This is a genomic window from Variovorax sp. V116, assembly GCF_041154435.1.
Taxonomy (GTDB): Bacteria; Pseudomonadota; Gammaproteobacteria; order Burkholderiales; family Burkholderiaceae_C; genus Variovorax; species Variovorax paradoxus.
Genome location: NZ_AP028661.1, coordinates 3,615,440 through 3,637,865, shown reverse-complemented (window position 1 = coordinate 3,637,865; position 22,426 = coordinate 3,615,440). Strand labels below are relative to the sequence as shown.

At 69.8% G+C, this 22,426-nt stretch carries 17 protein-coding genes; 11 read left to right on the top strand and 6 right to left on the bottom strand.

The window, feature by feature from the left end; translation table 11 throughout:
- Positions 1-117 precede the first annotated feature (117 nt).
- A complete protein-coding gene (locus tag ACAM58_RS17300; protein WP_012748660.1) occupies positions 118-849 on the top strand; it encodes an RNA methyltransferase in 732 nt (243 codons plus the stop codon).
- The gene (gene cysE / locus ACAM58_RS17295; protein WP_369664497.1) at positions 846-1,700 is read left to right on the top strand and encodes a serine O-acetyltransferase; all 855 of its coding nucleotides are present in this window, start codon (positions 846-848) and stop codon (positions 1,698-1,700) included. Before ACAM58_RS17300 ends, cysE begins: the two co-directional genes overlap by 4 nt.
- Positions 1,701-1,879: 179 nt before the next feature.
- Here the strand turns inward: cysE and cadR are convergent, their stop codons facing one another.
- Entirely contained in the window at positions 1,880-2,353 is a 474-nt protein-coding gene (gene cadR / locus ACAM58_RS17290) for a Cd(II)/Pb(II)-responsive transcriptional regulator (RefSeq protein WP_012748658.1), read from the bottom strand.
- A 73-nt stretch (positions 2,354-2,426) separates the two neighbouring features.
- Between cadR and ACAM58_RS17285 the strand changes: the two genes are divergently transcribed.
- Positions 2,427-4,706, top strand: coding sequence for a heavy metal translocating P-type ATPase (locus ACAM58_RS17285; protein ID WP_080515774.1), 2,280 nt, complete (start codon positions 2,427-2,429; stop codon positions 4,704-4,706).
- An 85-nt stretch (positions 4,707-4,791) separates the two neighbouring features.
- Positions 4,792-6,054, top strand: coding sequence for a cation:proton antiporter (locus ACAM58_RS17280; RefSeq protein WP_369663144.1), 1,263 nt, complete (start codon positions 4,792-4,794; stop codon positions 6,052-6,054).
- 7 nt (positions 6,055-6,061) lie between these two features.
- Here ACAM58_RS17280 and ACAM58_RS17275 read toward each other — a convergent pair whose 3' ends face one another.
- Both ACAM58_RS17275 and ACAM58_RS17270 read right to left on the bottom strand, forming a co-directional pair.
- A complete protein-coding gene (locus ACAM58_RS17275) occupies positions 6,062-7,396 on the bottom strand; it encodes a heavy metal sensor histidine kinase (RefSeq protein ID WP_012748655.1) in 1,335 nt (444 codons plus the stop codon).
- Complete coding sequence (locus ACAM58_RS17270) at positions 7,393-8,070, bottom strand: heavy metal response regulator transcription factor (protein ID WP_012748654.1); 678 nt, start codon at positions 8,068-8,070, stop codon at positions 7,393-7,395. The genes ACAM58_RS17275 and ACAM58_RS17270 overlap by 4 nt, the downstream gene beginning before the upstream one ends.
- A 162-nt stretch (positions 8,071-8,232) precedes the next feature.
- Between ACAM58_RS17270 and czcI the strand changes: the two genes are divergently transcribed.
- The 4 genes from czcI (at position 8,233) to ACAM58_RS17250 (ending at position 14,556) form a co-directional block, all read left to right on the top strand.
- Positions 8,233-8,607, top strand: coding sequence for a cation efflux protein, CzcI family (gene czcI, locus ACAM58_RS17265; RefSeq protein ID WP_012748653.1), 375 nt, complete (start codon positions 8,233-8,235; stop codon positions 8,605-8,607).
- Between the two features lie 103 nt (positions 8,608-8,710).
- Positions 8,711-10,039, top strand: a complete 1,329-nt coding sequence (locus tag ACAM58_RS17260) for a TolC family protein (protein WP_012748652.1) — start codon at positions 8,711-8,713, stop codon at positions 10,037-10,039.
- A 17-nt stretch (positions 10,040-10,056) separates the two neighbouring features.
- Entirely contained in the window at positions 10,057-11,358 is a 1,302-nt protein-coding gene (locus tag ACAM58_RS17255; RefSeq protein ID WP_012748651.1) for an efflux RND transporter periplasmic adaptor subunit, read from the top strand.
- A 9-nt stretch (positions 11,359-11,367) separates the two neighbouring features.
- Positions 11,368-14,556: a CusA/CzcA family heavy metal efflux RND transporter gene (locus ACAM58_RS17250; protein WP_012748650.1), complete on the top strand. Its 3,189-nt coding sequence runs from the start codon at positions 11,368-11,370 to the stop codon at positions 14,554-14,556.
- On the opposite strand, the gene mog is transcribed toward ACAM58_RS17250, so the two are convergent.
- Both mog and yjgA read right to left on the bottom strand, forming a co-directional pair.
- Positions 14,546-15,130, bottom strand: a complete 585-nt coding sequence (mog, locus tag ACAM58_RS17245) for a molybdopterin adenylyltransferase (protein ID WP_012748649.1) — start codon at positions 15,128-15,130, stop codon at positions 14,546-14,548. The genes ACAM58_RS17250 and mog overlap by 11 nt on opposite strands.
- Positions 15,127-15,783, bottom strand: a complete 657-nt coding sequence (gene yjgA / locus ACAM58_RS17240; protein WP_012748648.1) for a ribosome biogenesis factor YjgA — start codon at positions 15,781-15,783, stop codon at positions 15,127-15,129. Before yjgA ends, mog begins: the two co-directional genes overlap by 4 nt.
- 105 nt (positions 15,784-15,888) lie before the next feature.
- Here yjgA and pmbA point away from each other — a divergent pair, with 105 nt between their 5' ends.
- Positions 15,889-17,259, top strand: a complete 1,371-nt coding sequence (pmbA, locus tag ACAM58_RS17235) for a metalloprotease PmbA (protein ID WP_012748647.1) — start codon at positions 15,889-15,891, stop codon at positions 17,257-17,259.
- 16 nt (positions 17,260-17,275) lie between these two features.
- On the opposite strand, the gene ACAM58_RS17230 is transcribed toward pmbA, so the two are convergent.
- Positions 17,276-18,070: a fumarylacetoacetate hydrolase family protein gene (locus ACAM58_RS17230; RefSeq protein ID WP_012748646.1), complete on the bottom strand. Its 795-nt coding sequence runs from the start codon at positions 18,068-18,070 to the stop codon at positions 17,276-17,278.
- A 174-nt stretch (positions 18,071-18,244) separates the two neighbouring features.
- Between ACAM58_RS17230 and ACAM58_RS17225 the strand changes: the two genes are divergently transcribed.
- On the top strand, positions 18,245-19,228 hold the full coding sequence (locus tag ACAM58_RS17225; RefSeq protein WP_049826095.1) for a helix-turn-helix domain-containing protein: 984 nt from the start codon (positions 18,245-18,247) through the stop codon (positions 19,226-19,228).
- A 71-nt stretch (positions 19,229-19,299) separates the two neighbouring features.
- Positions 19,300-22,368, top strand: a complete 3,069-nt coding sequence (locus tag ACAM58_RS17220; RefSeq protein ID WP_012748644.1) for a helix-turn-helix transcriptional regulator — start codon at positions 19,300-19,302, stop codon at positions 22,366-22,368.
- Positions 22,369-22,426: the final 58 nt, after the last annotated feature.

Here is a 22,426-nt window from a genome sequence, read left to right as displayed (position 1 = left end):
GATTGTGGGAAGAACGGTGGGATAGGTCCCCTGGGGGCGACCCTGCGGTCCGGCGATGCGGGCGGCGAGAATCAAGCATTTTACCGGCTCCGCCGCCTCGTGTCTCCCAACCCCGCCATGCGCACCCGTTTCATCCTGATCCAGACCAGCCACGCCGGCAATGTGGGCGCCGCCGCCCGCGCCATGAAAACCATGGGTTTCGACGACCTGGTGCTGGTCGCGCCAAGGTGGGCCAACGTGCTGCGGCGCGAGGAAACCATCCAGCGCGCAAGCGGCGCCCTCGACGTGCTGACCAATGCCCGCATCGTCGAAACGCTCGACGAGGCGCTCGACGGCGTCACCCACCTGTGCGCCACCGCCATGATCCCGCGCGACTTCGGCCCGCCCACGCGCACGCCGCGCGAGCACCTGGAGCCGCTCGCCAAGCAGGGCGAGCAGCACGTGGCCTTCCTGTTCGGCTCCGAGCGCTTCGGCATGCGCAACGAAGACGTCTACCGCTGCAACGTGGCGCTGAGCATCCCGACCGATCCGAAGTTCGGCTCGCTCAACCTTGGGGCCGCGATCCAGGTGGTGGCCTACGAATGGCGGCTTGCGCTGGGCGGCTACGAGGTGCGCGATGCCACCGCGCCCATCGAGGCGGCCGATGCCAAGGCGGTGGCCGGCATGCTCGAGCACTGGGAGCGTTCGCTGGTGGAGATCGGCTTTCTGGACCCGGCGGCGCCCAAGAAGCTGATGCCGCGGCTGCAGCAGCTGTTCAACCGCGCCCAGCCCACGCCGGAGGAGATCCACATCCTGCGCGGCATCGCCAAGGCCATGGCCGATGCGGCGCGCGGACCGCGCAAGGGCTGACAAAACCCCATCGGCGATACGCGAAGACGGCCGGCCTTAGACTTCGCGGCCCTATCGATATAACGACAACAAAGGCTGCGATGTTCTCTCGATTGCGCGCCGACATCCGGTGCATCCTCGAACGCGACCCGGCCGCGCGCAGCGCCTGGGAAGTGATCACGGTCTATCCCGGCTTCCATGCCGTGGTGCTGCACCGCTGGGCGCACGCCTGTTGGACGCACGGCTTCAAGTGGCCGGCCCGCTTCATCGCGCACGTGGCGCGCGGGCTCACGGGCATCGAGATCCATCCGGCGGCCAAGATCGGCGAGCGGGTGTTCTTCGACCACGCAATGGGCGTGGTGGTGGGCGAGACCGCCGAGATCGGCGACGGCTGCACCATCTACCAGGGCGTGACGCTGGGCGGCACCTCGCTCTACAAGGGCACCAAGCGGCATCCGACGTTGGGCAAGAACGTGGTCGTGAGCGCGGGCGCCAAGGTGCTGGGCGGTTTCCTCGTCGGCGACGGTGCGAAGATCGGCAGCAACGCGGTGGTCATCAAGCCGGTGCCGGCGGGCGCCACGGCGGTGGGCATTCCCGCACGCATCATCCCGTCGAAGGCCGGCGAGAGCGCCGATGTGGCCGCGCCGCAGAAGTTCTCCGCCTACGGCATCACGCAGGAGGACGACCCGCTGAGCCAGGCGATGCGCGGGCTGATCGACAACGCCGCAGGCCAGGAGCACCAGATCGCGCTGCTGTGGCAGGCCATCGAGAAGCTGTCTGCGCATCCCGGCACCAAGGACTGCGTACCCTGCGACGCGGCGCGTGATGAGAGCTTCGAGGCGGAGAAGCTGACGCAGCTGATCGGGAAGTGACGGTTCAGGTTGCTTGTGTTCGGGCGCTCTTGTTCAGGGCGCGTGCACAGGCCACCGGGTACTCCCCTCCGCGAATGTCCCCCGGGGCTACGCCCCTCCTCCTTGATTTCGCTGCGGGGAGCACCCGATGCCCTGTGCACGAGGGCACGCTCGTTGTGCATCGCTGAACTACATCACCCTCAAGCCGAACGCTTCGCGGACGCGCTGTGCAGCGACCCATGCACATGCCCCGCATGCTGCCCGAAAGGCTCGGCCGCGGGCGCGGCGGTGTCCAGCTCCTGCAGGATGCCGCAGTTGCGTGCTGATTCGGGCCCGCAGCATTGCTGGCGCAGCGCCTTCAGCTGCTTTTCCAGCGTTTTGAGCTCGCGGATGCGCGCGGCCACGTGGCCGATGTGGTCGTCGAGCAGCTGGTTGACCTCGCCGCAGTCTTCGCCCGGCGCATCGCGGAACCTGAGCAGGTTGCGGATCTCGTCGAGCGTCATGTCCAGGGAACGGCAGCGGCGGATGAAGCCCAGGCGCTGCGCATGCTCGTCGTCGTAGATGCGGTAGTTGCCTTCGGTGCGCGCGGGCGCGGGCAGCAGCTGCTCGCGCTCGTAGTACCGGATGGTTTCGACCGGCGTGTTCGCGGCCTTGGCCAGGTCTCCGATTTTCATGATGCGGCAAGATGAATGAGTGGAGGAATGGTCGTTTGACTCTACACCTGCTTCAGGGTTTCCAATGGGATTCATGACGAACCAGAATGCCCTGAAACCGATGGCGCCGCATGCCCACTCCCATGCGCCGGCCGCTCCCGAAACGGCCTGCTGCGGCAGCACGGCCTGCGGCTCGCCGGCCGTTGCCGTGGCCGCTGCCGACATTCCGAAGGGCGCCTTGCTCTTTCGCATTCCCACGATGGACTGCGCGGTCGAAGAGTCCGAGATCCGGCGCGCGCTCGAGCCGGTCGCGGGTGTGCGGGGGCTGCGCTTTCGGCTCGGTGAACGCACCATGGCCATCACGGCCGACGAAGGCGCCTTGCCCGGTGCGCTCGACGCCATCCGCAAGGCGGGCTTCAAGCCCGAACCGCTGAACGGCGCGGCAGGCAGCCCGGCCGATGGTGCGCAGCCGGTGGCAGCCTCTGCAGGCATCGCGGGCATGAGCAGCGGCCTCGTGCGCCTCGTTGCCGCGCTGGTGCTCGCCATCGCGGCCGAGGCCGTTGCCTTTCTCGCACCGGAGGGCGCCGGGTCCATGGCGGCGGAGATGGGGCTCGCGCTCGCGGCCATCGCACTGGCCGGCCTCGACACTTACAAGAAGGGCTTTGCCGCGCTGCTGCGCGGGCGCCTGAACATCAACGCGCTGATGGCCGTGGCGGTCACGGGCGCCTTCCTGATCGGGCAATGGCCCGAGGCCGCGATGGTGATGGCGCTCTATGCCATTGCCGAGCTGATCGAGGCGCGCGCCGTCGATCGCGCGCGCAACGCCATCCAGGGCCTGCTGGCGCTGACGCCCGAACTGGCCGAGGTCAGGCAGCCCGATGGCCGCTGGAAGACGGAGAAGGCCGATGCGGTGGCGCTCGATGCCGTCGTGCGCATCCGGCCCGGCGAACGCGTGCCGCTGGACGGCGTGGTGACCGAAGGGGCGAGCGCCATCGACCAGGCGCCGGTCACGGGCGAGAGCATTCCGGTCGACAAGGCGGTGGGAGACGCGGTGTTCGCAGGCACCATCAACCAGACGGCCGCGCTCGAATTCCGCGTCACCGCGGTGGCGGCCAACACCACGCTCGCGCGCATCATCCATGCGGTCGAAGAGGCGCAGGGCACGCGCGCGCCCACGCAGCGCTTCGTCGACCGGTTCGCGGCCGTCTACACGCCCGCGGTCTTCGTGCTGGCCATTGCCGTGGCGCTGCTCACGCCCTGGCTCATGGGCTGGAGCTGGACCGAGGCCATCTACAAGGCGCTGGTGCTGCTGGTCATTGCGTGCCCGTGCGCGCTGGTCATCTCGACGCCCGTCACGGTGGTGAGCGCGCTGGCCTCGGCCGCGCGGCGCGGCATCCTGATCAAGGGCGGCACCTATCTCGAAGAGGCGCGCAGGCTCAAGGCCGTGGCACTCGACAAGACCGGCACCATCACCGAAGGCAAGCCGAAGCTGGTCGCATCGCGCCTGCTCGACCCCGCGGCGGATGAAGCCGCGATCTTTGCCATTGCCGCGAGCATCGCGGGCCGCTCCGACCATCCGGTGTCGAAGGCCATTGCCGACGGGCTGAACCGCGAGCACCAGCCGGTCGGCGGCTTCACGGCCTTGCCCGGACGCGGCGTGCAGGCCGTGCACGAAGGCCGCAGCTATGTGCTTGGCAACCACCGCCTGATCGAAGAGCAGGGGCTGTGCAGCCCCGCGCTCGAAGCCGAGCTGAAGCAGCATGAGGAAGCGGGGCGCACCGTCACGCTGCTGGCCTCCGGCCAGGCCGTGCTGGCGCTGTTCGCGGTGGCCGACACCATCAAGCCCTCTTCGAAGGCCGCCATGGCCGAGCTGCGCGCGCTGGGCGTCACGCCCGTGATGCTGACCGGCGACAACGCCGCCACGGCCAGGGCGATCGGCCTGCACGCGGGCATCGACGACGTGCGCGGCAACCTGCTGCCCGAGGAGAAGCTCGATGCCATCAAGACGCTGCAGCAGCGCCACGGCATGGCCGGCATGGCGGGCGACGGCATCAACGATGCGCCCGCGCTTGCGCAGGCCGACATCGGCTTTGCGATGGGCGGCGCCGGCACCGACACCGCCATGGAAGCGGCCGACGTGGTCATCATGAACGACGACCTGCGGCGCCTGCCCGAAACCATCCGCCTCTCGCGCCATGCGCATGCGGTGCTGTGGCAGAACATCACGCTCGCGCTCGGCATCAAGGCCGTGTTCTTCGTGCTCGCGGTGTTCGGCAGCGCCACCATGTGGATGGCGGTGTTTGCCGACATGGGCGCCAGCCTGCTGGTGGTGGCCAACGGATTGCGGCTGATGCGCGCACCGAAGGGCGGCTGAGGAACGGCGCCCGCGCGGCGTTGCGGACGAGGCGCCCGAACAAAACTAACATCGGGTGCTTCGCTCACCCCAGGCCACCGCTTCCATGTCCGCCACTTCGCTCCTGCTGCAACTCATCGTCATCCTGAGCACCGCGCGCATCTGCGGCTGGGTGCTGCGCCACGTGGGCCAGCCCGGTGTGGTCGGCGAAATGGCGGCGGGGCTCATGCTGGGGCCGGTGGTCATGGGCGCGCTGTTCCCTTCGCTGCATGCGCAGCTTTTTTCGAAGAGCCATCTCGAAGGCCTGTCTTCGCTCTCGACGGTGGGCCTGGTGCTCTTCATGTTCGTGGTGGGCCTGGAGCTGCGGACCACGCAGGGCGTGCGCGCGCAGCTGAAGGCGGCGGGCTATGTGGGCGCGCTCAGCGTCATCGTGCCGATGGTGCTGGGGCTGGCGATCTCGCCGGCGCTGCATCCGGCGCTGGCGCCCGCGGGCGTGGGCTTCTGGCCGTTCGCGCTGTTCATGGCCGCGGCGCTGTCGATCACGGCCTTTCCGGTGATGGCGCGCATCCTGAAGGACCGCGGCCTCACGCGCACGCCCTTCGGCCAGCTGTCGCTCGGCGCCGCGGCCGTGGTCGACGTGTTCGCCTGGATCCTGCTGGCGCTGGTGGTGGCGCTCGCGGGGGCGGGAGAGGGCTACGCGGGCCTTTTGAAGACCACGGCCGGCGTGGCCGTGCTGCTGGCCGTGCTGTTCTTCGGGCTGAAGCCGGCCTTCGCATGGATCCTGCGCACGCGCGCACCCGACGGCGAACCGTCGACCACGGTCATGGCCTCGCTCATGATCGGCCTCCTGGGCTGCGCGATGGTGACCGAATGGCTGCACCTGCATGCCGTGTTCGGCGCCTTCCTGTTCGGCGCCTGCCTGCCGCGCGACGACCGCCTGCTGAGTTCGCTCACCGAGCGCATCGAGCCGATCTCCATCGTCGTGCTGATGCCGCTGTTCTTTGCGCTGGCCGGGCTCGGCACCACCACCCATGCCTTCTCGGGCGCGAGCATCGGCGCCATGCTGCTGATCGTGGCGGTGGCCACCATCGGCAAGCTGGCCGGCGGCGCCATCGGCGCGCGCATGGCGGGCTACGGATGGCGCGACAGCCTGGCCACCGGTTCGCTGATGAATGCGCGCGGGCTGATGGAACTCATCGTGATGAAGATCGGGCTGGATGCCGGCCTGATCGGCCCCGAGCTCTTCACCATGCTGCTGGTGATGGCGCTCGTCACCACCGCGATGACCGGGCCGCTGATCAACCTGGTGATGGGGCGCGCCAAGGCTCCCGCCGTGGCCGAAGAGGCCGAGGCGCGCGCCAAGCCCTGATGCGACGTCAGCGCGCGAGCGGCACCGCGAAGCCGATGCGGGTTTCGCCGTTCGCACTGGAGGCGAACACGCGCCCGCCATGCATGCGCGCAATGGCCTCCACGATCGAGAGCCCCAGGCCGTGGTGGCGCGCCGACCGGTCCCGTGCGGGATCGGCGCGGTAGAAGCGCTCGAACAGGCGCGGCAGCGTCTCGGCCGCAATCGGTTCGCCGCGATTCACGACGGTGAGCGTGGCCTCGTTCGGTTCCGTGCCGATCTCGATGCCGATGCAGGACGCCGGCGCCGCGAAGCGGATCGCATTGCCCAGCAGGTTGGAAAGCGCACGCCGCACCAGGGAGGCATCGACGTCGGCCACGGCCTCGCCGGTGACCGTGGCGCGGAGCCCGGCTTCCTCGAGCATCGCTTCGTGGAAGTCGATCACGTCGCGCGCCTGCGCGGCCAGGCTGGTGCCGGCCTTCACGCGCAGCGGCGCACCGCGCTCGGCCTGCGAGAGAAAGAGCATGTCGGTGACGATGCCCGAGAGCCTGCCGACCTCCTCGAGATTGGAGGCCAGGACGGCCTGCAGCTCGTCGTTCGGCCGCGGGCGCGACAGCGCGAGCTCGGTGGTGCCGATCAGGTTGGCGAGCGGTGTGCGCAGCTCGTGCGCGACGTCGGCATTGAACGATTCGAGCTGCACATAGGCCTTCTGCACGCGCAGGAGCAGGGCATTGAACTGCGTGATCCACGGGTGCAGTTCGCGCGCGAACGCCGAGGCGTCGATGGGCTGGTTGATGTGGTCCGGCGTCAGCGCCGCGGTGCGCCCGGCCAGCGCTTCCAGTGGCCGCAGCCCGCGCCGCACCAGCTGCGCGCCGGTCAGCGAGACCAGCAGCGTGCCCAGCACGGCGGCCGCCAGCAGCGTCCATGCAAGGCGGCGCAGCAGCACCACGTCCCGTGCCACGTCGATGCCGATGCGGATCGAAAGCGGCGTGCCGCCGCCCGCCTGGCCGCCCCATGTGTGCACGAAGTCGCGCTGGAGCCAACGCCCGCCTGCGGGCGGCTCGGAGCGGAAGAACACGCTGCCGTCGGACTGCCGCGCGATCGACAGGCGCACGTCGTCCTGCAGCGAGAAGAAGTCCTCGAGCTTGTGGCGCAGGAAGGAAAGGTCGCCGTCCTTCTCGCCTTCCTCGAGCAGGTGCCGCACCAGCTGCGCCTTGTGCTCGAGCTCGCCGTCCTGCTTTTCGCCGAAGCTCCACGCCGTCACCAGGTAGACCGCGAGACAGGCCACGCTCAGGCAGAAGAAGGCCTGCGCGGCAAACCAGGAGGTGAGCCGGTTGCGGATCGAGTGCGGCCGTGCCGGGCTCACGACCAGGAACGATCCTCGAGCACGTAGCCCATGCCGCGCACCGTGTGCAGCAGCTTGACCTCGAACGGGTCGTCGATCTTGCTGCGCAGGCGGCGGATGGCCACCTCGACCACGTTGGTGTCGCTGTCGAAGTTCATCTCCCACACCTGCTCGGCGAGCGTGCTGCGCGAAAGTATCTGCCCGCGGCGGCGCAGCAGCACCACCAGCAGCGTGAACTCCTTGGCCGTGAGGTCCAGCCGCGTGCGGTTGCGAAAGCACTTGCGGCTGGCCAGGTCGAGCTCCAGGTCGGCCAGCCGCAGCACGGTGGACTCCTGCGGCTTGCCGCGGCGCAGCAGCGCCTGGATGCGCGCCAGCAGCTCGGAAAAGGAAAAGGGCTTGACGAGGTAGTCGTCGGCGCCTTGCTGCAGGCCGTTGACCCGGTCCTCGACCTTGTCGCGCGCGGTGAGCACCAGCACGGGCACGTTGCTGGTGCGCCGGATCGCCTGCAGCACCGCGAAGCCGTCGATGCCGGGGAGCATCACGTCGAGCAGGATCAGCGCGTAGTCGCCCTCGGTGGCGAGGTAGCGGCCTTCGATGCCGTCGCGCGCGATGTCGACCACGTAGCCGTTCTCTTCCAGGCCCTTCTTCAGGTAGTCGCCCAGCTTGGGCTCGTCTTCAATGACCAGAATTCGCATCGACGGATGTTAACGATGGGGCAGGAGCGCAGGAGGTTACGAATTCGTAATGAGAGCGACGGGCAAAAGCCCGCACGCCTGTCGTACATTGCGCCGCAACCTGCAAACCGCAGGGGCATTGCAGGCCCGCATGCCATGTGCCGCCGATATACTTTTTGCTCCATGCGCCGCTGGCTCCTGATCTTTCTGCTGCTTGTGCTCCCGTTCCAGTTCAGCTGGGCGGCCTCGGCCGCCTATTGCCAGCACGAGCGCGACGCGCAGCCAGGCCACTGGGGCCATCACGAGCACGCACCGGACCGCAGCGCAGACGGTTCGCGCACCGACGATGCGCAGAAGAGCTCCGGCACCCAGCCCAATGCCGTGCTCGGCGATTGCGCCGCCTGCCACCTGGGGCAGGCGCAACACCTGCCGCCGGCGGCCGATCGCGCGCATGCGTCCTTGCCCGTCGGGCAGGCGCTGCGCGCCATGCCCGCCGAGCATTTCATCTCGCACATCTCCGAAGTGCCCGTGCCTCCTGCGTGGCCTCTCGCCCTTTGATTCGGCGAGAGAACAAGCACCCCCACCCTTGATACCCGACATCAGCCGCTGAGCCCTCTCGCCGAATTCGTCCGCCCGTTGTTTTGCAACCCAGGAGAATTCGATGCGCACGCTCTTCGTGCCGCTGGCCGTCATGGCCTTGGCGGTGCCCCCGGCATTTTCACAACCCGCTGCCGGTTCCAACCCTTCGCCGATCCGGCACACGGCCGCGGCAACGGCGGAGCCCGCCGGCCCGCTGGACCTGCGCAGCGCGCTCGCGCTTGCGCTGCGCTTCAATCCCGGGCTCTCGTCCGCCTCGCGCGAGCGCGAGGCCGGCGATGCGGCCGTGCTGCAGGCCGGTGCCTGGCCCAATCCGGTGTTCGACGCGCAGGTGGAAGACCTGCGCCGCGGCAACCGCACCACCACGCTGCAGCTGAGCCAGCCCATCGAGCTGGGTGGCAAGCGCGCGGCCCGCGTGACGGCGGCCGAGCGCGCGCGCGACCAGGCCGCCTCGGCGCTGCTCGCGCGGCGCTCCGAATTGCGCGCATCGGTGATCACGCTGTTCTTCGAGCTGCTGGCCGCGCAGGAGCGCCTGCGCCTGGCGCAGGATTCAGTCGGGCTTGCGGAGACGGCCACCCGCGCCGCCGCCAACCGCGTGGCGGCCGGCAAGGTCTCGCCGCTGGAAGAAAGCCGCGCGCGCGTGGCCGAGGCCGGCATCCGCGTCGAGCTGCTGCAGGCCGAAGGCGCGCTGCGTTCGGCGCGCCAGCAATTGGCCGCGCTCTGGGGCAACCCGAACCCGCGATTCACGCAGGCGGACGGCGCGCTCGACCGGCTGCCGGCCGATGCTGCTGCGGCGGATGTGGAGGGCCGGTTCTCCGCGGCGCCGGTGTTGCGGCAGGCGCGGCTCGAGGTGGAGCGGCGGCAGGCGCTGTCGGACCTGGAGCAGGCCCGGCGCGTGCCCGACGTCACGGTGTCGCTGGGCGCCAAGCGCGTGCCGGCCGATGAGGGCATGGGCAGCGGCAGCAGCCGCAACCAGGTCGTGGTGGGCCTGTCGGTGCCGCTGCCGATCTTCGACACCAACCGCGGCAATGTGGCCGAGGCGCTGAGCCGCGAAGAGAAGGCGCGCGACGAGCTCGCCGCGGCCGAGCTGCAACTGGGCGCCGACGCGGCGCGGGCCACCGAGCGCCTGCGCTCGGCGCGCGCCACTGCCCTGACGCTGCAGCGCGATGCGCTGCCCGGCGCCGAAGCCGCCTACAAGGCCGCCGCCAGGGGCTTCGAGCTCGGCAAGTTCAGCTTTCTAGAAGCGCTCGATGCGCAGCGCACGCTGTTCCAGGTGCGCAACCAGCACCTGCTGGCCGTGGCCGAGGCGCACCGCGCGGCCGCCGAGCTCGACCGGCTGCTCGGCATCGACGCCGATGAAGAAACCCCTGATGCGGCACCCGCCGTGCGCTGACAAGGAATGCACCAATCATGAACACCGAAGAAGAACGCAAGCCTTTCGCCGAGCGCATCGGCAGGAAGCAGTGGATCGCCATCGCGGTCGTGCTGGCGCTAGGCCTGGGCGCCGGCGCGATGATCCTGCGCACCGCGCCGCCCGCGCCCGAAGCGGCGGGGCATTCGGAAGCCGAGGGGCATGCCGATGGCGAGCACCATGAGGAAGGCAAGGCCGAGGGCAAGGACGAGCACGGCCACGGCCACGGCGAAGCCAAGGGCCATGCCGCCGAGGAGCACAACGAGGAAGAAGAGAAGAAGATCGCCTTCACCGACGCGCAGATCCAGGCCGCCGGCGTGGCGATCGAAAGTGCCGGCCCGGCGCGCATCAAGACCACGCTGCAGTTGCCCGGCGAGATCAAGTTCAACGAAGACCGCACGGCCCACGTGGTGCCGCGCGTGGCGGGCGTGGTCGAGAGCGTGCCGGCCAACCTCGGGCAGGAGGTCAAGCGCGGACAGGTGCTGGCGGTGCTCTCGAGCCCGACGCTGTCGGAGCAGCGCAGCGAGCTTCGGTCGGCACAGCGCCGGCTCGAGCTGGCCCGCACCACCTACCAGCGCGAGAAGAAACTCTGGGAAGAAAAGATCTCGGCCCAGCAGGACTACCTGCAGGCGCAGCAGGCCATGCAGGAGGCGCAGATCGCCGTGGCCAATGCGAACCAGAAGCTGCTGGCGCTGGGCGCCGCGCCCGCCTCTTCGGCCCTGGGCCGCTACGAGTTGCGCGCGCCCTTCGACGGCATGGTGGTCGAGAAGCACATCTCGCTCGGCGAATCGGTGAAGGAAGACGCCAGCGTCTTCACCATTTCCGATCTCTCGACCGTGTGGGCCGAGATCAGCGTGGCCGCCAGCAACCTGAACCTGGTGCGCGTCGGCGAGCCGGTGAGCATCCGCTCCAGCGCGTTCGAGCAGGCGGCCAGCGGCACGGTGTCCTACGTCGGCTCGCTGATCGGCGCGCAGACGCGCACCGCCACGGCGCGCGTCACGGTGACGAACCCGCAGCGCATCTGGCGGCCCGGGCTGTTCGTGAATGTGGAGCTGGTCTCGTCGGAGATGGAGGCGCCGGTGACGGTTTCGGCCGACGCGGTGCAGGCGGTGGAAGACAAGCCCACCGTCTTCCTCAAGGTGCCCGGCGGCTTCATTCCGCAGCAGGTGCAGACCGGCCGCAGCGACGGACGGCGCATCGAAGTGTTGAGCGGCCTGAAGCCCGGCGCGGCCCATGCCGCGAGCGGCAGCTTCGTCGTGAAGTCGCAGCAGGGCAAGAGCTCTGCCACCCACACCCACTGAGGACGCCGCATGTTCGAACGAGTCATCCGGTTTTCCATCGAGCAGCGCTGGCTGGTGCTGCTGGCCGTGCTGGGCATGGCGACGCTCGGCGTCTTCAGCTACCAGAAGCTGCCGATCGACGCGGTGCCAGACATCACCAACGTACAGGTGCAGATCAACACCGCCGCGCCCGGCTATTCGCCGCTCGAGGCCGAGCAGCGCGTGACCTATCCCATCGAGACGGTGATGGCCGGCCTGCCGGGGCTGCAGCAGACCCGGTCGCTCTCGCGCTACGGCCTGTCGCAGGTGACGGTGATCTTCGAAGACGGCACCGACATCTACTTTGCGCGACAGCTCGTGAACGAGCGCATCCAGTCGGCGCGCGGGAGCATGCCCAGCGGCATCTCGCCGGTGATCGGGCCGATATCGACCGGGCTCGGCGAAATCTATCTCTGGACCGTGGAGGCCGAGGAGGGCGCGAAGAAAGCCGACGGCAAGCCCTACACGTCCACCGACCTGCGCGAGATCCAGGACTGGATCATCAAGCCGCAGCTGCGCAACGTGAAGGGCGTGACCGAGATCAATTCCATCGGCGGCCATGCCAAGGAGTTCCAGATCGCGCCCGACCCCGCCAAGCTGCTGGCGCACGGCCTCTCGATGGCCGACCTGGTCAGCGCACTGGAGCGCAACAACGCCAACGTGGGCGCGGGCTACATCGAGAAGCGCGGCGAGCAGTACCTGATCCGCGCGCCGGGCCAGGTCAAGTCGGTGGAGGACATCGGCAACGTGATCCTCGCGAGCTCCAGCGCGAGCGCGGCCGGCATGCCGCTGCGCGTGCGCGACGTGGCCGAGGTCGGCATCGGCCAGGAGCTGCGCACGGGCGCTGCCACCGACAACGGCCGCGAGGTGGTGCTGGGCACGGTGTTCATGCTGATCGGCGAGAACAGCCGCACCGTCTCGCAGGAGGTCGATAAAAAAATGCAGCAGATCAACCGCACGCTGCCCGCGGGCGTGAAGGCCGTCACCGTGTACGACCGCACGGTGCTGGTCGACAAGGCCATTGCCACGGTGAAGAAGAACCTGTTCGAAGGCGCGGTGCTGGTGATTGCGGTGCTGTTCCTGTTCCTCGGCAACATGCGCGCGGCGCTGATCACCGCGCTGGTGATTCCGCTGTCGATGCTCTTCACCTTCACCGGCATGGTGAACCAGAAGGTCAGCGCCAACCTCATGAGCCTGGGCGCGCTGGACTTCGGCATCATCATCGACGGCGCGGTGGTGATCGTGGAGAACTGCGTGCGGCGCCTCGCGCATGCGCAGGCCAGGCACGGGCGGGCACTGACGCGCAGCGAGCGCTTCCACGAGGTGTTCGCGGCCTCGCAGGAGGCGCGGCGGCCGCTGCTGTTCGGCCAGCTGATCATCATGGTCGTGTACCTGCCGATCTTTGCGCTCGCGGGCGTGGAGGGCAAGCTGTTCCACCCGATGGCCTTCACCGTGGTGATTGCGCTGCTGGGCGCGATGATCCTGTCGATCACCTTCATTCCCGCGGCCGTGGCGCTCTTCATCGGCCACAAGGTGAGCGAGAAGGAGAACCGCCTGATGCAGTGGGCCCGGTGCGGCTACGAGCCGCTGCTGGCGCGCGCGATGGCGGCCAGGCCGCTGGTCATCACCACGGCGGTGGTGGCGGTGCTGCTCTCGGGCCTGCTGGCGACGCGCCTGGGCACGGAGTTCGTGCCGAGCCTGGGCGAAGGCGACTTCGCCATCCAGGCGCTGCGCATTCCGGGCACCAGCCTCACACAGTCGGTCGAGATGCAAAAGCAGATCGAACGCACGCTGAAGGCGAAGTTTCCGGAGATCGAGCGCGTGTTCGCGCGCACCGGCACGGCCGAGATCGCGTCGGACCCGATGCCGCCGAACATTTCCGACGGCTACATCATGCTGAAGCCCGAAGACCAGTGGCCCGTATTCCAAGGTACATCGCGCCGCACGCGCGACGAGCTGCTGGCCGCCGTGCAGCAAGAAGTCGAGAAGCTGCCGGGCAACAGCTACGAGTTCTCGCAGCCGATCCAGCTGCGCTTCAACGAACTGATCTCGGGCGTGCGCAGCGACGTGGCCGTGAAGATCTTCGGCGACGACATGGAGGTGCTGAACAAGACCGCGGCCGAGGTGTCGGAAACCTTGGGCAAGATTCCCGGCGCGGCCGAGGTGAAGGTCGAGCAGACCACGGGCCTTCCGATGCTCACGGTGAACATCGACCGCGCCAAGACCGCGCGCTACGGCCTCAACGTGGGCGACGTGCAGGACGCGGTCTCCATTGCGGTGGGCGGCCGCGAGGCGGGCACGCTGTTCGACGGCGACCGGCGCTTCGGCATCATCGTGCGGCTGCCCGAGAACCTGCGCACCGACCTGGAGGCGATCAAGCGCCTGCCGCTGGCGCTGCCCGTGGGCGCGGGCGCGCAGGCCCCGCAGCGCGCCAGCTTCATCCCGCTTGGCGAAGTCGCCACGCTGGAGCTTGCGCCGGGCCCGAATCAGGTGAGCCGCGAGGACGGCAAGCGGCGCATCGTGGTGAGCGCCAATGTGCGCGGGCGCGACCTCGGCTCCTTCGTGGCCGAGGCCGAGGAAGCGATGCGCAAGGTGCGCATTCCGCCGGGCTACTGGACGGCCTGGGGCGGCCAGTACGAGAACCTGGCCTCGGCCGCCGAGCGGCTGCAGGTGGTGGTGCCGGTGTCGCTGCTGCTGGTGTTCACGCTGCTGTTCGCGATGTTCGGCAACCTGAAGGACGGGTTGCTGGTGTTCACCGGCATTCCGTTTGCGCTCACGGGCGGCATCGTCGCGCTGTGGCTGCGCGGCATTCCGCTGTCGATCTCGGCGGCGGTGGGTTTCATTGCGCTGTCGGGCGTGGCGGTGCTCAACGGGCTGGTGATGATCTCGTTCATCCGCAAGCTGCGCGAAGGCGGGCTGCCGCTCGACGCGGCAATCCGCGAAGGCGCGCTCACGCGGCTGCGGCCGGTGCTGATGACCGCGCTGGTCGCATCGCTGGGCTTCGTGCCGATGGCCATCGCCACGGGCACCGGCGCCGAGGTGCAGCGGCCGCTGGCCACGGTGGTGATCGGCGGCATCCTGTCATCGACCGTGCTGACGCTGCTGGTGCTGCCGCTGCTCTACCGCATCGCGCACCGGCGCGATGCGGATGAGGAAGAGGCCGGCCCGCTCAGCGCCTGATGGCCGACTTGGGCCGGAAGGCCTTGCAGACCGTGTCGTCCGTTTCGAGGTACGGGCCGCCGATCAGGTCGATGCAGTAGGGCACCGCCGCGAAGATGCCGGGCACCACCTGCACGCCTTCGGTGTCCTTGAGCCCTTCGAGCGTTTCCGCGATCGACTTGGGCTGTCCCGGCAGGTTGATGATCAGGCTTTGGTCGCGGATCACCGCCACCTGGCGCGACAGGATCGCGGTGGGCACGAAGCGCAGGCTGATCTGGCGCATCTGCTCGCCGAAGCCGGGCATTTCCTTGTGGGCCACGGCCAGCGTGGCTTCGGGCGTGACGTCGCGCAACGCCGGGCCGGTGCCGCCGGTGGTCAGCACCAGCGAGCAGCCGGCGTTCACCAGCTCGATCAGCGTGGCGCTGATGAGGGCCGCTTCGTCGGGAATCAGCCGGGCCTCGAAATCGATCGGATTCTTGAGCGCGCGGGCCAGCCATTCCTTCAGCGAGGGCAGGCCCTTGTCCTCGTAGGTGCCGCTGGAGGCGCGGTCGCTGATGGAGACGATGCCGATGCGGACGGGGTCGGGCGTGGTCATGCGTCCTCTTCCCGGTCCTGCGCGGCTGCCGCCGCCGCATGGTCCGCACCACCGTGCACCGCAAGCTGCGCGCGCACCAGCTGGAAGATCTCGCGGTAGGCCTTGCCCTGGCGCGGCGCCTCGCCGGCCGGCCCGGCCTTCAGGTCCTTGCGGGCCTGGCGCACCAGGGCGCGCAGCTGCTGGGAATCGGTGGCGGGGTGGGTTTCGATCCAGCCGCCCAGCGCATCGTCGTCGGCAATCAGCCGGTCGCGCCAGCGCTCGGCCTCGTGCAGCGCGGCGGTTTCGGCCGCGGGCACGCTGTTCTGCTCGGTCAGGGCGAGCTTCACGGCTTCGAGTACTTCGGGTTCGAGCTTGCGCATCAGCTTGCCGATGAACTGCATCTGCCGCCGCTTGCCCTCGAAGTTGGTGATGCGCTTGGCCTCGGCGACGGCGTCGACCAGTTTTTCGCCCAGCGGCAGCGCATCGAACAGGCCGGCGCGCAGGCCGAGCAGTTCGGTGCCGAGCTTTTGCAGTTCATCGCTTTCGCGCTTGAGATCGGTGCGGCTGGCTTCGTCGGTGCCCTTGAGCTCGCGCTTGAGCTCCAGGTCGAGCTCGCTGCCTTCGGCAACGAACTGGCCACGGACGAAATAGCCTTTTTTGGGTTTGCGGGACATGGGGTGGATTCTGGGCCGCACCGTGCGGCGTTGCAACGCGTGCAATGCGCAACGGAAAGCCGGGACAAAACGGGATATGGGGGGCGCAAGTATCATAGCCACCACATGACGACATCCTCCTCGCGCGCCGATTCCGGCTTCGCCTACAGCCGCTCCTTCTTCGAAAACCTGGTCGACACGGCCCTGGCCCACGCCAGGAAGCTCGGTGCCACCGATGCCGGCGCCGAGGCCTCCGAGGGCTGCGGCCTCAGCGTCTCGGTCCGCAAGGGCGAACTCGAGAACGTGGAGCGCAACCGCGACAAGTCGCTCGGCATCACGGTCTACGTGGGCCACCGCCGCGGCAACGCCAGCACCTCCGACTTCTCCGAGGCCGCCATCGCCCAGACCGTGCAGGCGGCCTACGACATCGCCCGCTTCACCGCCGAGGACCCGGTCAGCGGCCTTCCCGACGAGGAAGACATCGCCAAGGAGCACCCCGAGCTCGACCTGTTCCATCCCTGGAGCGTGACCAGCGAAGAAGCCGCCCGGCTCGCGCTCGAATGCGAAGAGGCGGCGCTCTCGACCGACAAGCGCATCACCAACAGCGAGGGCGCAGGCGTCTCGGCCCAGCAGAGCCACTTCTTCAGCGCCCACACGCACGGCTTCCGCGGCGGCTACGCGAGTTCGCGGCATTCGATCTCGGTTGCGCCGATCGCCGGCAAGGGCGACGACATGCAGCGCGACTCCTGGTACAGCTCCATGCGCTCGGCCGGCGAGCTGGCCAGTCCGCAAGCCGTGGGCCGCTATGCCGCCGAACGGGCGCTGAGCCGGCTCAAGTCGCGCAAGATCAAGACCACCGAATGCCCGGTGCTGTTCGAGTCGCCGCTGGCCGTGGGCCTGCTGGGCGGGCTGGTGCAGGCCGTGAGCGGCGGGGCGCTGTACCGCAAGAGCACTTTCCTGCTCGATTCGCTCGGCAAGCCGGTGCTGCCCAGGCACGTCGACGTGGCCGAAGACCCGCACATCCTGCGCGGCAAGGGCAGCTCGCCCTTCGACGACGAAGGCGTGGTGACCCGTGCACGCAAGGTGGTGGACGCGGGCCGGCTCGAAGGCTACTTTTTGTCGACCTATTCCGCGCGCAAGCTGGGCATGAAGACCACCGGCAACGCTGGCGGCTCGCACAACCTGACGCTGAGCTCGCGCCTCACCCAGCCGGGCGACGACCTCGACGCCATGCTCGCCAAGCTCGGCACCGGCCTCTTCGTGATCGAGCTGATGGGGCAGGGCGTGAACTACGTGACCGGCGACTACTCGCGCGGCGCGAGCGGCTTCTGGGTCGAGAAGGGCAAGATCGCCTTCCCGGTGCATGAGATCACCATTGCCGGCAACCTCAAGGACATGCTGATGGGCATCGAGGCCATCGGCGCCGATGCCTACACCTTCGGCGCCAAGACCACGGGTTCGGTGCTGGTCAACCGCATGAAGGTGGCCGGCAGCTAGCCGGCCGGCGCATCCATCAGACGATGCGCACCGACAGCTTCGGCAGGCCGTCGATGTGGATCTCGATCACATCGCCGCGCACCACCGGACCCACGTTCTCGGGCGTGCCCGAATAGATGATGTCGCCGGGCATCAGCTCGAAGGCCTGCGACAGGCGGCTGATCTGCTCGGCCACCGACCAGATCATGTGCTTGAGCGTGGCGTTCTGTTTGGTCTGGCCGTTCACCTTGAGCCAGATCGCGCCGTCGGTGTAGTGGCCGACCTTGGCCACGGGATGGATCGGCCCGATCGGCGCCGAGCGGTCGAAGCTCTTGCCGATCTCCCAGGGCTTCTTCTGGTCGCCCATCTCGCGCTGCAGGTCGCGCCGGGTCATGTCCAGCCCGAGCGAGTAGCCGTAGACCAGGTCCAGCGCATCCGCCGCCGCGATGTTGCGCCCGCCCTTGCCGAGCGCGACCACCAGTTCCACCTCGTAGTGGTAGTTCTTGGTGAGCGAGGGGTACGGATGGTCGGCCACGGTGCCGGGCGTGACGACCTGGATCGCGTCCGCCGGTTTCTGGAAGAAGAAGGGCGGTTCGCGGCTCGGGTCGGAACCCATCTCGCGCGCATGGGCCGCATAGTTGCGGCCGATGCAGTAGATGCGGCGCACCGGAAACGCCTGCTCGCTGCCGACGATCGGCACCGTGGCCTGTGCGACCGTGAAGGGCGTGGGCGCCGGGCGCGATGCGCCGCCGGCCGGCAGCGCGCAGCCGGCCATGGCGCTGGCGGCCACGGCGGCGGAGCCGGCCAGCAGGCCGCGTCGTGAATTGGACATGGTCTTTGTCTCCTGGATCTTTGATGAAAGGCGATGAACGCCGGCCGCAGCCGGCCGGGCCATTCTGGAGCGCGCCGCGGCGGCGCTTGCGCACGCATCTACGCAAAAACAGGACGAAAGCAACACCGTCCCGCCTGTCGGGGCGGCCCTGGGCGAGGGGCTTACCATCGCGCCATGTCGTCGGCTCTTCCATCCAGCAGCTTGCGCCTCTATGGCATGCAGGAGCGCGCGAACCACCTCGACTTCGACATCCGCTTCGAAGGCGCGCGCGACGTGCTCGCGCGGCCGCACCGGCACGAGTACTTCCAGATCCAGGTGAGCATCCACGGCGGCTCGCAACAGGTAGTTGGCGGCGCGGTGCGGCCGTTCACCGCGGGGCACCTGAGCTTCGTGCTGCCCTACCGCGTGCACGTGGTGCCGCATCCGCCCGGCGCGCGCTATGCCATCGTGAACTTCGACCAGGGCTTTCTCTGGCCCGAACTCGCGGTCGAGGCGCTCGACCTGGAGGAGGTGCCGGCCGCGCGCCAGCCGGAGCTCGCACCCTTCCTGTTCCAGGAATACATGGACTTCCACTTCGGCGATGCCGATTTCGCGCGCATCCTCGGATGGCTCGATGAGCTTGCCGCGCTGAACCGCGAGCGGCGCTTCGGTGCCGTGGGTGCGATCCGCGGCATCCTGCTGCAGTTGATGGCGCTGGCCTGCCACCGGCACGAGGCGCCGCTCCTCGCGCAGGCGGCGCTGCAGAGCGGCCGCAGCGCGGGCCACGATGCGCTGCAGCGCGTGATGCGCTACGTGCGCGAGCACCTGGCCGAGGAGATGTCGCTCAACGACGCCGCGGCGGCCGCCATGCTGTCGCCCAACTACCTCGCGCACCTGCTCAAGAAGCAGACCCAGCGCACCTTCACCGAACTCGTGACCGAGCGCCGCCTGGAGCGCGCGAAGGAACTGCTGGTGACCTCGAACGCCCGCATCGGCGACATCGCGCGGCAGTGCGGCTTCGGCGACGCCGTGTACTTCAGCCGCCGCTTCAGGCTGCAGAGCGGCGTCACGCCGCGGCAGTTCCGCAGCCAGGCGGATGCCGGGCTGGCGGCGGCGGCGGCGCCGCCGGACCGGAGCCGCCGGGCCGACAGCCTCCCTTCACCGTCGCGTAAGTCCTAAGTCCTATAGGCATTCGCCGCGCGCAGACTCGCGCTTGCCGGTCCCGTGGCCGGCAAAGCACAAGGAGCGGCATGGCTGCACTGGACCGGATCGGCTGTCATCGCTGCGGGCGCGTTCGCCTGCATGCCGATGCGCCATGTCCGGCCTGCGGTGCGGCGCCTGCTGCGGGAGCGGCGGTGGCGGGCGCGAGCGAGCCCTTCGTCGGGCGCCGCGGCGAATTGCAGCTGGCGCACGATGCGCTCGGCGGGGCGCTGGCCGGGCGCGGCCGCGTCGTCATGCTGAGCGGCGAGGCCGGCATCGGCAAGACGCGGCTCGCCCAGGAGGTGGCGACGCTGGCCCTGCGGCGCGGCATGCTGACCCTGTGGGGCCGCTGCCTCGAGGAACCCGGCGCGCCGCCCTTCCTGCCGTGGACCCGCGCGATGCAAGCCTGCCTGCGTGCCTGCCGCGACGAGCGCCTGCCCGCGCTGCTCGGGCGCGAGGCCGCCGCGGCGGTCGAGATCGCGCCCGAGCTTGCCGGGCGGCTGCCCCCCGGCACCGCGCTGCCGGCGATCGGCGAGGGCGACCAGGCACGCTTCCGGCTGTTTGCCTCGATCACGCATTTCTGGCGCCAGGTGGCGACGCTGCGTCCGCTGCTGCTGATCCTGGACAACCTGCACTGGGCCGACGCCTCGTCGCTGCGGCTGCTGGCCTTCATCGCCCAGGACGTCGGCGAATCCCGCATCCTGCTGCTCGGCTCCTACCGCGAGGCCGGCCTGTCGCGCCAGCATCCGCTGGCTGCCACCCTGGCCGAGCTGCTGAACACCCGGCAGTTCTGCCGCCTGCCGCTGCAAGGGCTGAGCCTCGAGGAAACCGAGCGGATGGTGGCCGCGGCCAGCGCCGTGACGCCGCCGCCCGCCGTGATCGCGACCATGCATCGCCGCACCGAGGGCAATCCGCTGTACCTGGTCGAGACGCTGCGCTTCCTGCAGCAGGGCCCCTGCGGCAACGACCCGCACGCCGCCGCGGCGCGGGCCGAGACCGTGCCGAGCGGCATCCGCGCGGTGATCGGCCAGCGGCTCAACCAGCTGTCGGCGCCGTGCTGCGAACTGCTCGCGATCGCCGCGTGCATCGGCCGCGACTTCGACTTGCCGCTGCTGGCAGAGCTGGCCGGCGCCGGCAGCGAGGCCGCGTTGCTGGGCAGGCTCGACGAGGCGCTGGCGCAGCGCGTCATCGAGGCCGTGCCGCCCGGGCCGCAGTACCAGTTCAGCCACGTGCTGATCCGCGAGGTGCTCTATGACGAGCTGCCCGCGGCGCGCCGCGTCGCGCTGCACGGGCGCATCGCCGAGTCGCTCGAGGCGCGCCACGCCGGGCGGCTCGACGCGGTGCTGGCGCAGCTCGCCTACCATGCGGCCGCGGCCCTGCCCGCGGGCAACGCGGCGCGCGCGCTGGACATCGCGCAGCAGGCCGCCGCGCGCGCCGTGGCGCTGATGGCGCACGAAGAAGCCCTGCGCTGCTACCGCCTCGCGCTGCAGTTGCAGGAGCGCTGGCTGCCGGCCGAGCGCGCGCGACATGGCGCGCTGCTGCTGGCGCTCGGTGCGGTGCAGATGCATGCCGGCGAGAACGATGCCAGTGCCGCCACCTTCCTGGAAGCGGCCACGCTGGCGCGCGCGCTCGGCGACGCGGACCTGTTCGCGCAGGCGGCGCTCGGCTTCGAGAACAACGGCTGGCGCATCAGCCACCCGGGCGAGCAGGCGGCGGCGCTGCTCGAAGAGGCGCTGGCGCCGTCAGACGGTTTCGACGCCGCGCTGCGGGTCGACCTGCTGGCCGCGCTGTGCCGCGCCTGCATCTTCTGCGGCCGCCAGCCGCAGGCCAACGCGGCGCAGCACCAGGCCGTTGCGCTGGCGCGCGAACTGGCGATGCCGCACCCGCTGTTCAAGGCGCTGGCGGCAATCCTGCCGGCGCGCGCCGATCCCACCCAGCTCGACGAGCGCCTGCGCTGCGCGCGCGAGGCACTCGAAGTGGCCGAGCGTGCCGGCCACATGGAGTGGGTCGACGCGCTGACCGGCTGGTACTTCGGCGACCTGGTCGAGAAGGGCGAACTCGCCGCGGCGCGCCCGCTGGCCCAGGTCCATACGCGGGTGGCGGATGCCATCCGCCAGCCCTTCATGCAGGCCATGGGGCTGGCCAGCCTCACGCTGCTCGCAGCCTACGAGGGCCGCTTCGCGGATGCCGAGCGGCTGGCCGGCCAGACCTTCACGATCGGGCAGCGCTTCCTGCCCGGCAACGCACAGGGCGCCTACAGCCTGCAGATCTTCGTGCTGCGGCGGCACCAGGGCCGCCTTGGCGAGGTGCTGCCGGTGCTGCGCGGCCTGGTCGGCAGCGTGCCGCGCGACAGCCTCTGGCAGCCCGGCCTCGCACTGATCTGCGCCGAGCTCGACCTGCACGAGCCGGCCCGCGAGGCCTACGAGGCACTCGCGGCCGACGGCTTTGCCGGCATTGCGCGCGACGGCATGTGGCTGACCAACACCGTCTTTGCGGCCGAGGTCTGCGCCCGCCTCGGCGACCGGCCGCGCGCGGCGCTGCTGTACCGGCTGCTCGCGCCTTACGCCGGCCGCAACGTGGTGACCGGCACCAACATTGCCTGCTTCGGCGCCGTGGACCGCTACCGCGGCATGCTCGCCGCACTGGCCGGCGACGATGCGAACGCCGCGGTGCATCTGGAAGCCGCCGTTGCCCTGGACGAGCGCTGCGGCGGCCGCCCCTGGCTGGCGTACAGCCGCTTCGAGTGGGCGCGCTGGCTGGCCGCGCGCGGCGATGCAGCGGCCGCGGGCACGCAGCTCGATGCGGCACTCGCGCTCGACCGCGAACTGGGCATGGCCAGCCTGGCGCGGCGCTGCGAGGCGCTGCAGCGCGAACTGGCAGGCGCCGGCGCGATGCCGTCCGCGTCCCCCGAGGGCCTGAGCCGGCGCGAGCTTGCCGTGCTGCGGCTGCTCTGCGCCGGCTGCAGCAACCAGGCGATCGCCGAGCGCCTGTTCATCAGCCCACACACGGTGGCGCACCACGTGCGCCACATCCTCTCCAAGACCGACTGCCGCAGCCGCACCGAAGCCGCGGCCTGGGCGCACCGCCACCGCGTCGCCGAGGGCCTGGAGCCATCCTGATCGCCGGGGCGGACCGGCGCGAAATGGTCAATTCGGGCGATGCGCGGCCGCGCGCCCA

What these genes read in the sequence shown, in the direction of transcription:
- ACAM58_RS17300 (WP_012748660.1), top strand. Translation starts at nt 118, where the DNA reads ATGCGCACCCGTTTCATCCTGATCCAGACCAGCCACGCCGGCAATGTG.
- cadR (WP_012748658.1), bottom strand. Translation starts at nt 2,353, where the DNA reads ATGAAAATCGGAGACCTGGCCAAGGCCGCGAACACGCCGGTCGAAACC.
- ACAM58_RS17285 (WP_080515774.1), top strand. Translation starts at nt 2,427, where the DNA reads ATGACGAACCAGAATGCCCTGAAACCGATGGCGCCGCATGCCCACTCC.
- ACAM58_RS17280 (WP_369663144.1), top strand. Translation starts at nt 4,792, where the DNA reads ATGTCCGCCACTTCGCTCCTGCTGCAACTCATCGTCATCCTGAGCACC.
- ACAM58_RS17270 (WP_012748654.1), bottom strand. Translation starts at nt 8,070, where the DNA reads ATGCGAATTCTGGTCATTGAAGACGAGCCCAAGCTGGGCGACTACCTG.
- czcI (WP_012748653.1), top strand. Translation starts at nt 8,233, where the DNA reads ATGCGCCGCTGGCTCCTGATCTTTCTGCTGCTTGTGCTCCCGTTCCAG.
- ACAM58_RS17260 (WP_012748652.1), top strand. Translation starts at nt 8,711, where the DNA reads ATGCGCACGCTCTTCGTGCCGCTGGCCGTCATGGCCTTGGCGGTGCCC.
- ACAM58_RS17255 (WP_012748651.1), top strand. Translation starts at nt 10,057, where the DNA reads ATGAACACCGAAGAAGAACGCAAGCCTTTCGCCGAGCGCATCGGCAGG.
- ACAM58_RS17250 (WP_012748650.1), top strand. Translation starts at nt 11,368, where the DNA reads ATGTTCGAACGAGTCATCCGGTTTTCCATCGAGCAGCGCTGGCTGGTG.
- mog (WP_012748649.1), bottom strand. Translation starts at nt 15,130, where the DNA reads ATGACCACGCCCGACCCCGTCCGCATCGGCATCGTCTCCATCAGCGAC.
- yjgA (WP_012748648.1), bottom strand. Translation starts at nt 15,783, where the DNA reads ATGTCCCGCAAACCCAAAAAAGGCTATTTCGTCCGTGGCCAGTTCGTT.
- pmbA (WP_012748647.1), top strand. Translation starts at nt 15,889, where the DNA reads ATGACGACATCCTCCTCGCGCGCCGATTCCGGCTTCGCCTACAGCCGC.
- ACAM58_RS17230 (WP_012748646.1), bottom strand. Translation starts at nt 18,070, where the DNA reads ATGTCCAATTCACGACGCGGCCTGCTGGCCGGCTCCGCCGCCGTGGCC.
- ACAM58_RS17225 (WP_049826095.1), top strand. Translation starts at nt 18,245, where the DNA reads ATGTCGTCGGCTCTTCCATCCAGCAGCTTGCGCCTCTATGGCATGCAG.
- ACAM58_RS17220 (WP_012748644.1), top strand. Translation starts at nt 19,300, where the DNA reads ATGGCTGCACTGGACCGGATCGGCTGTCATCGCTGCGGGCGCGTTCGC.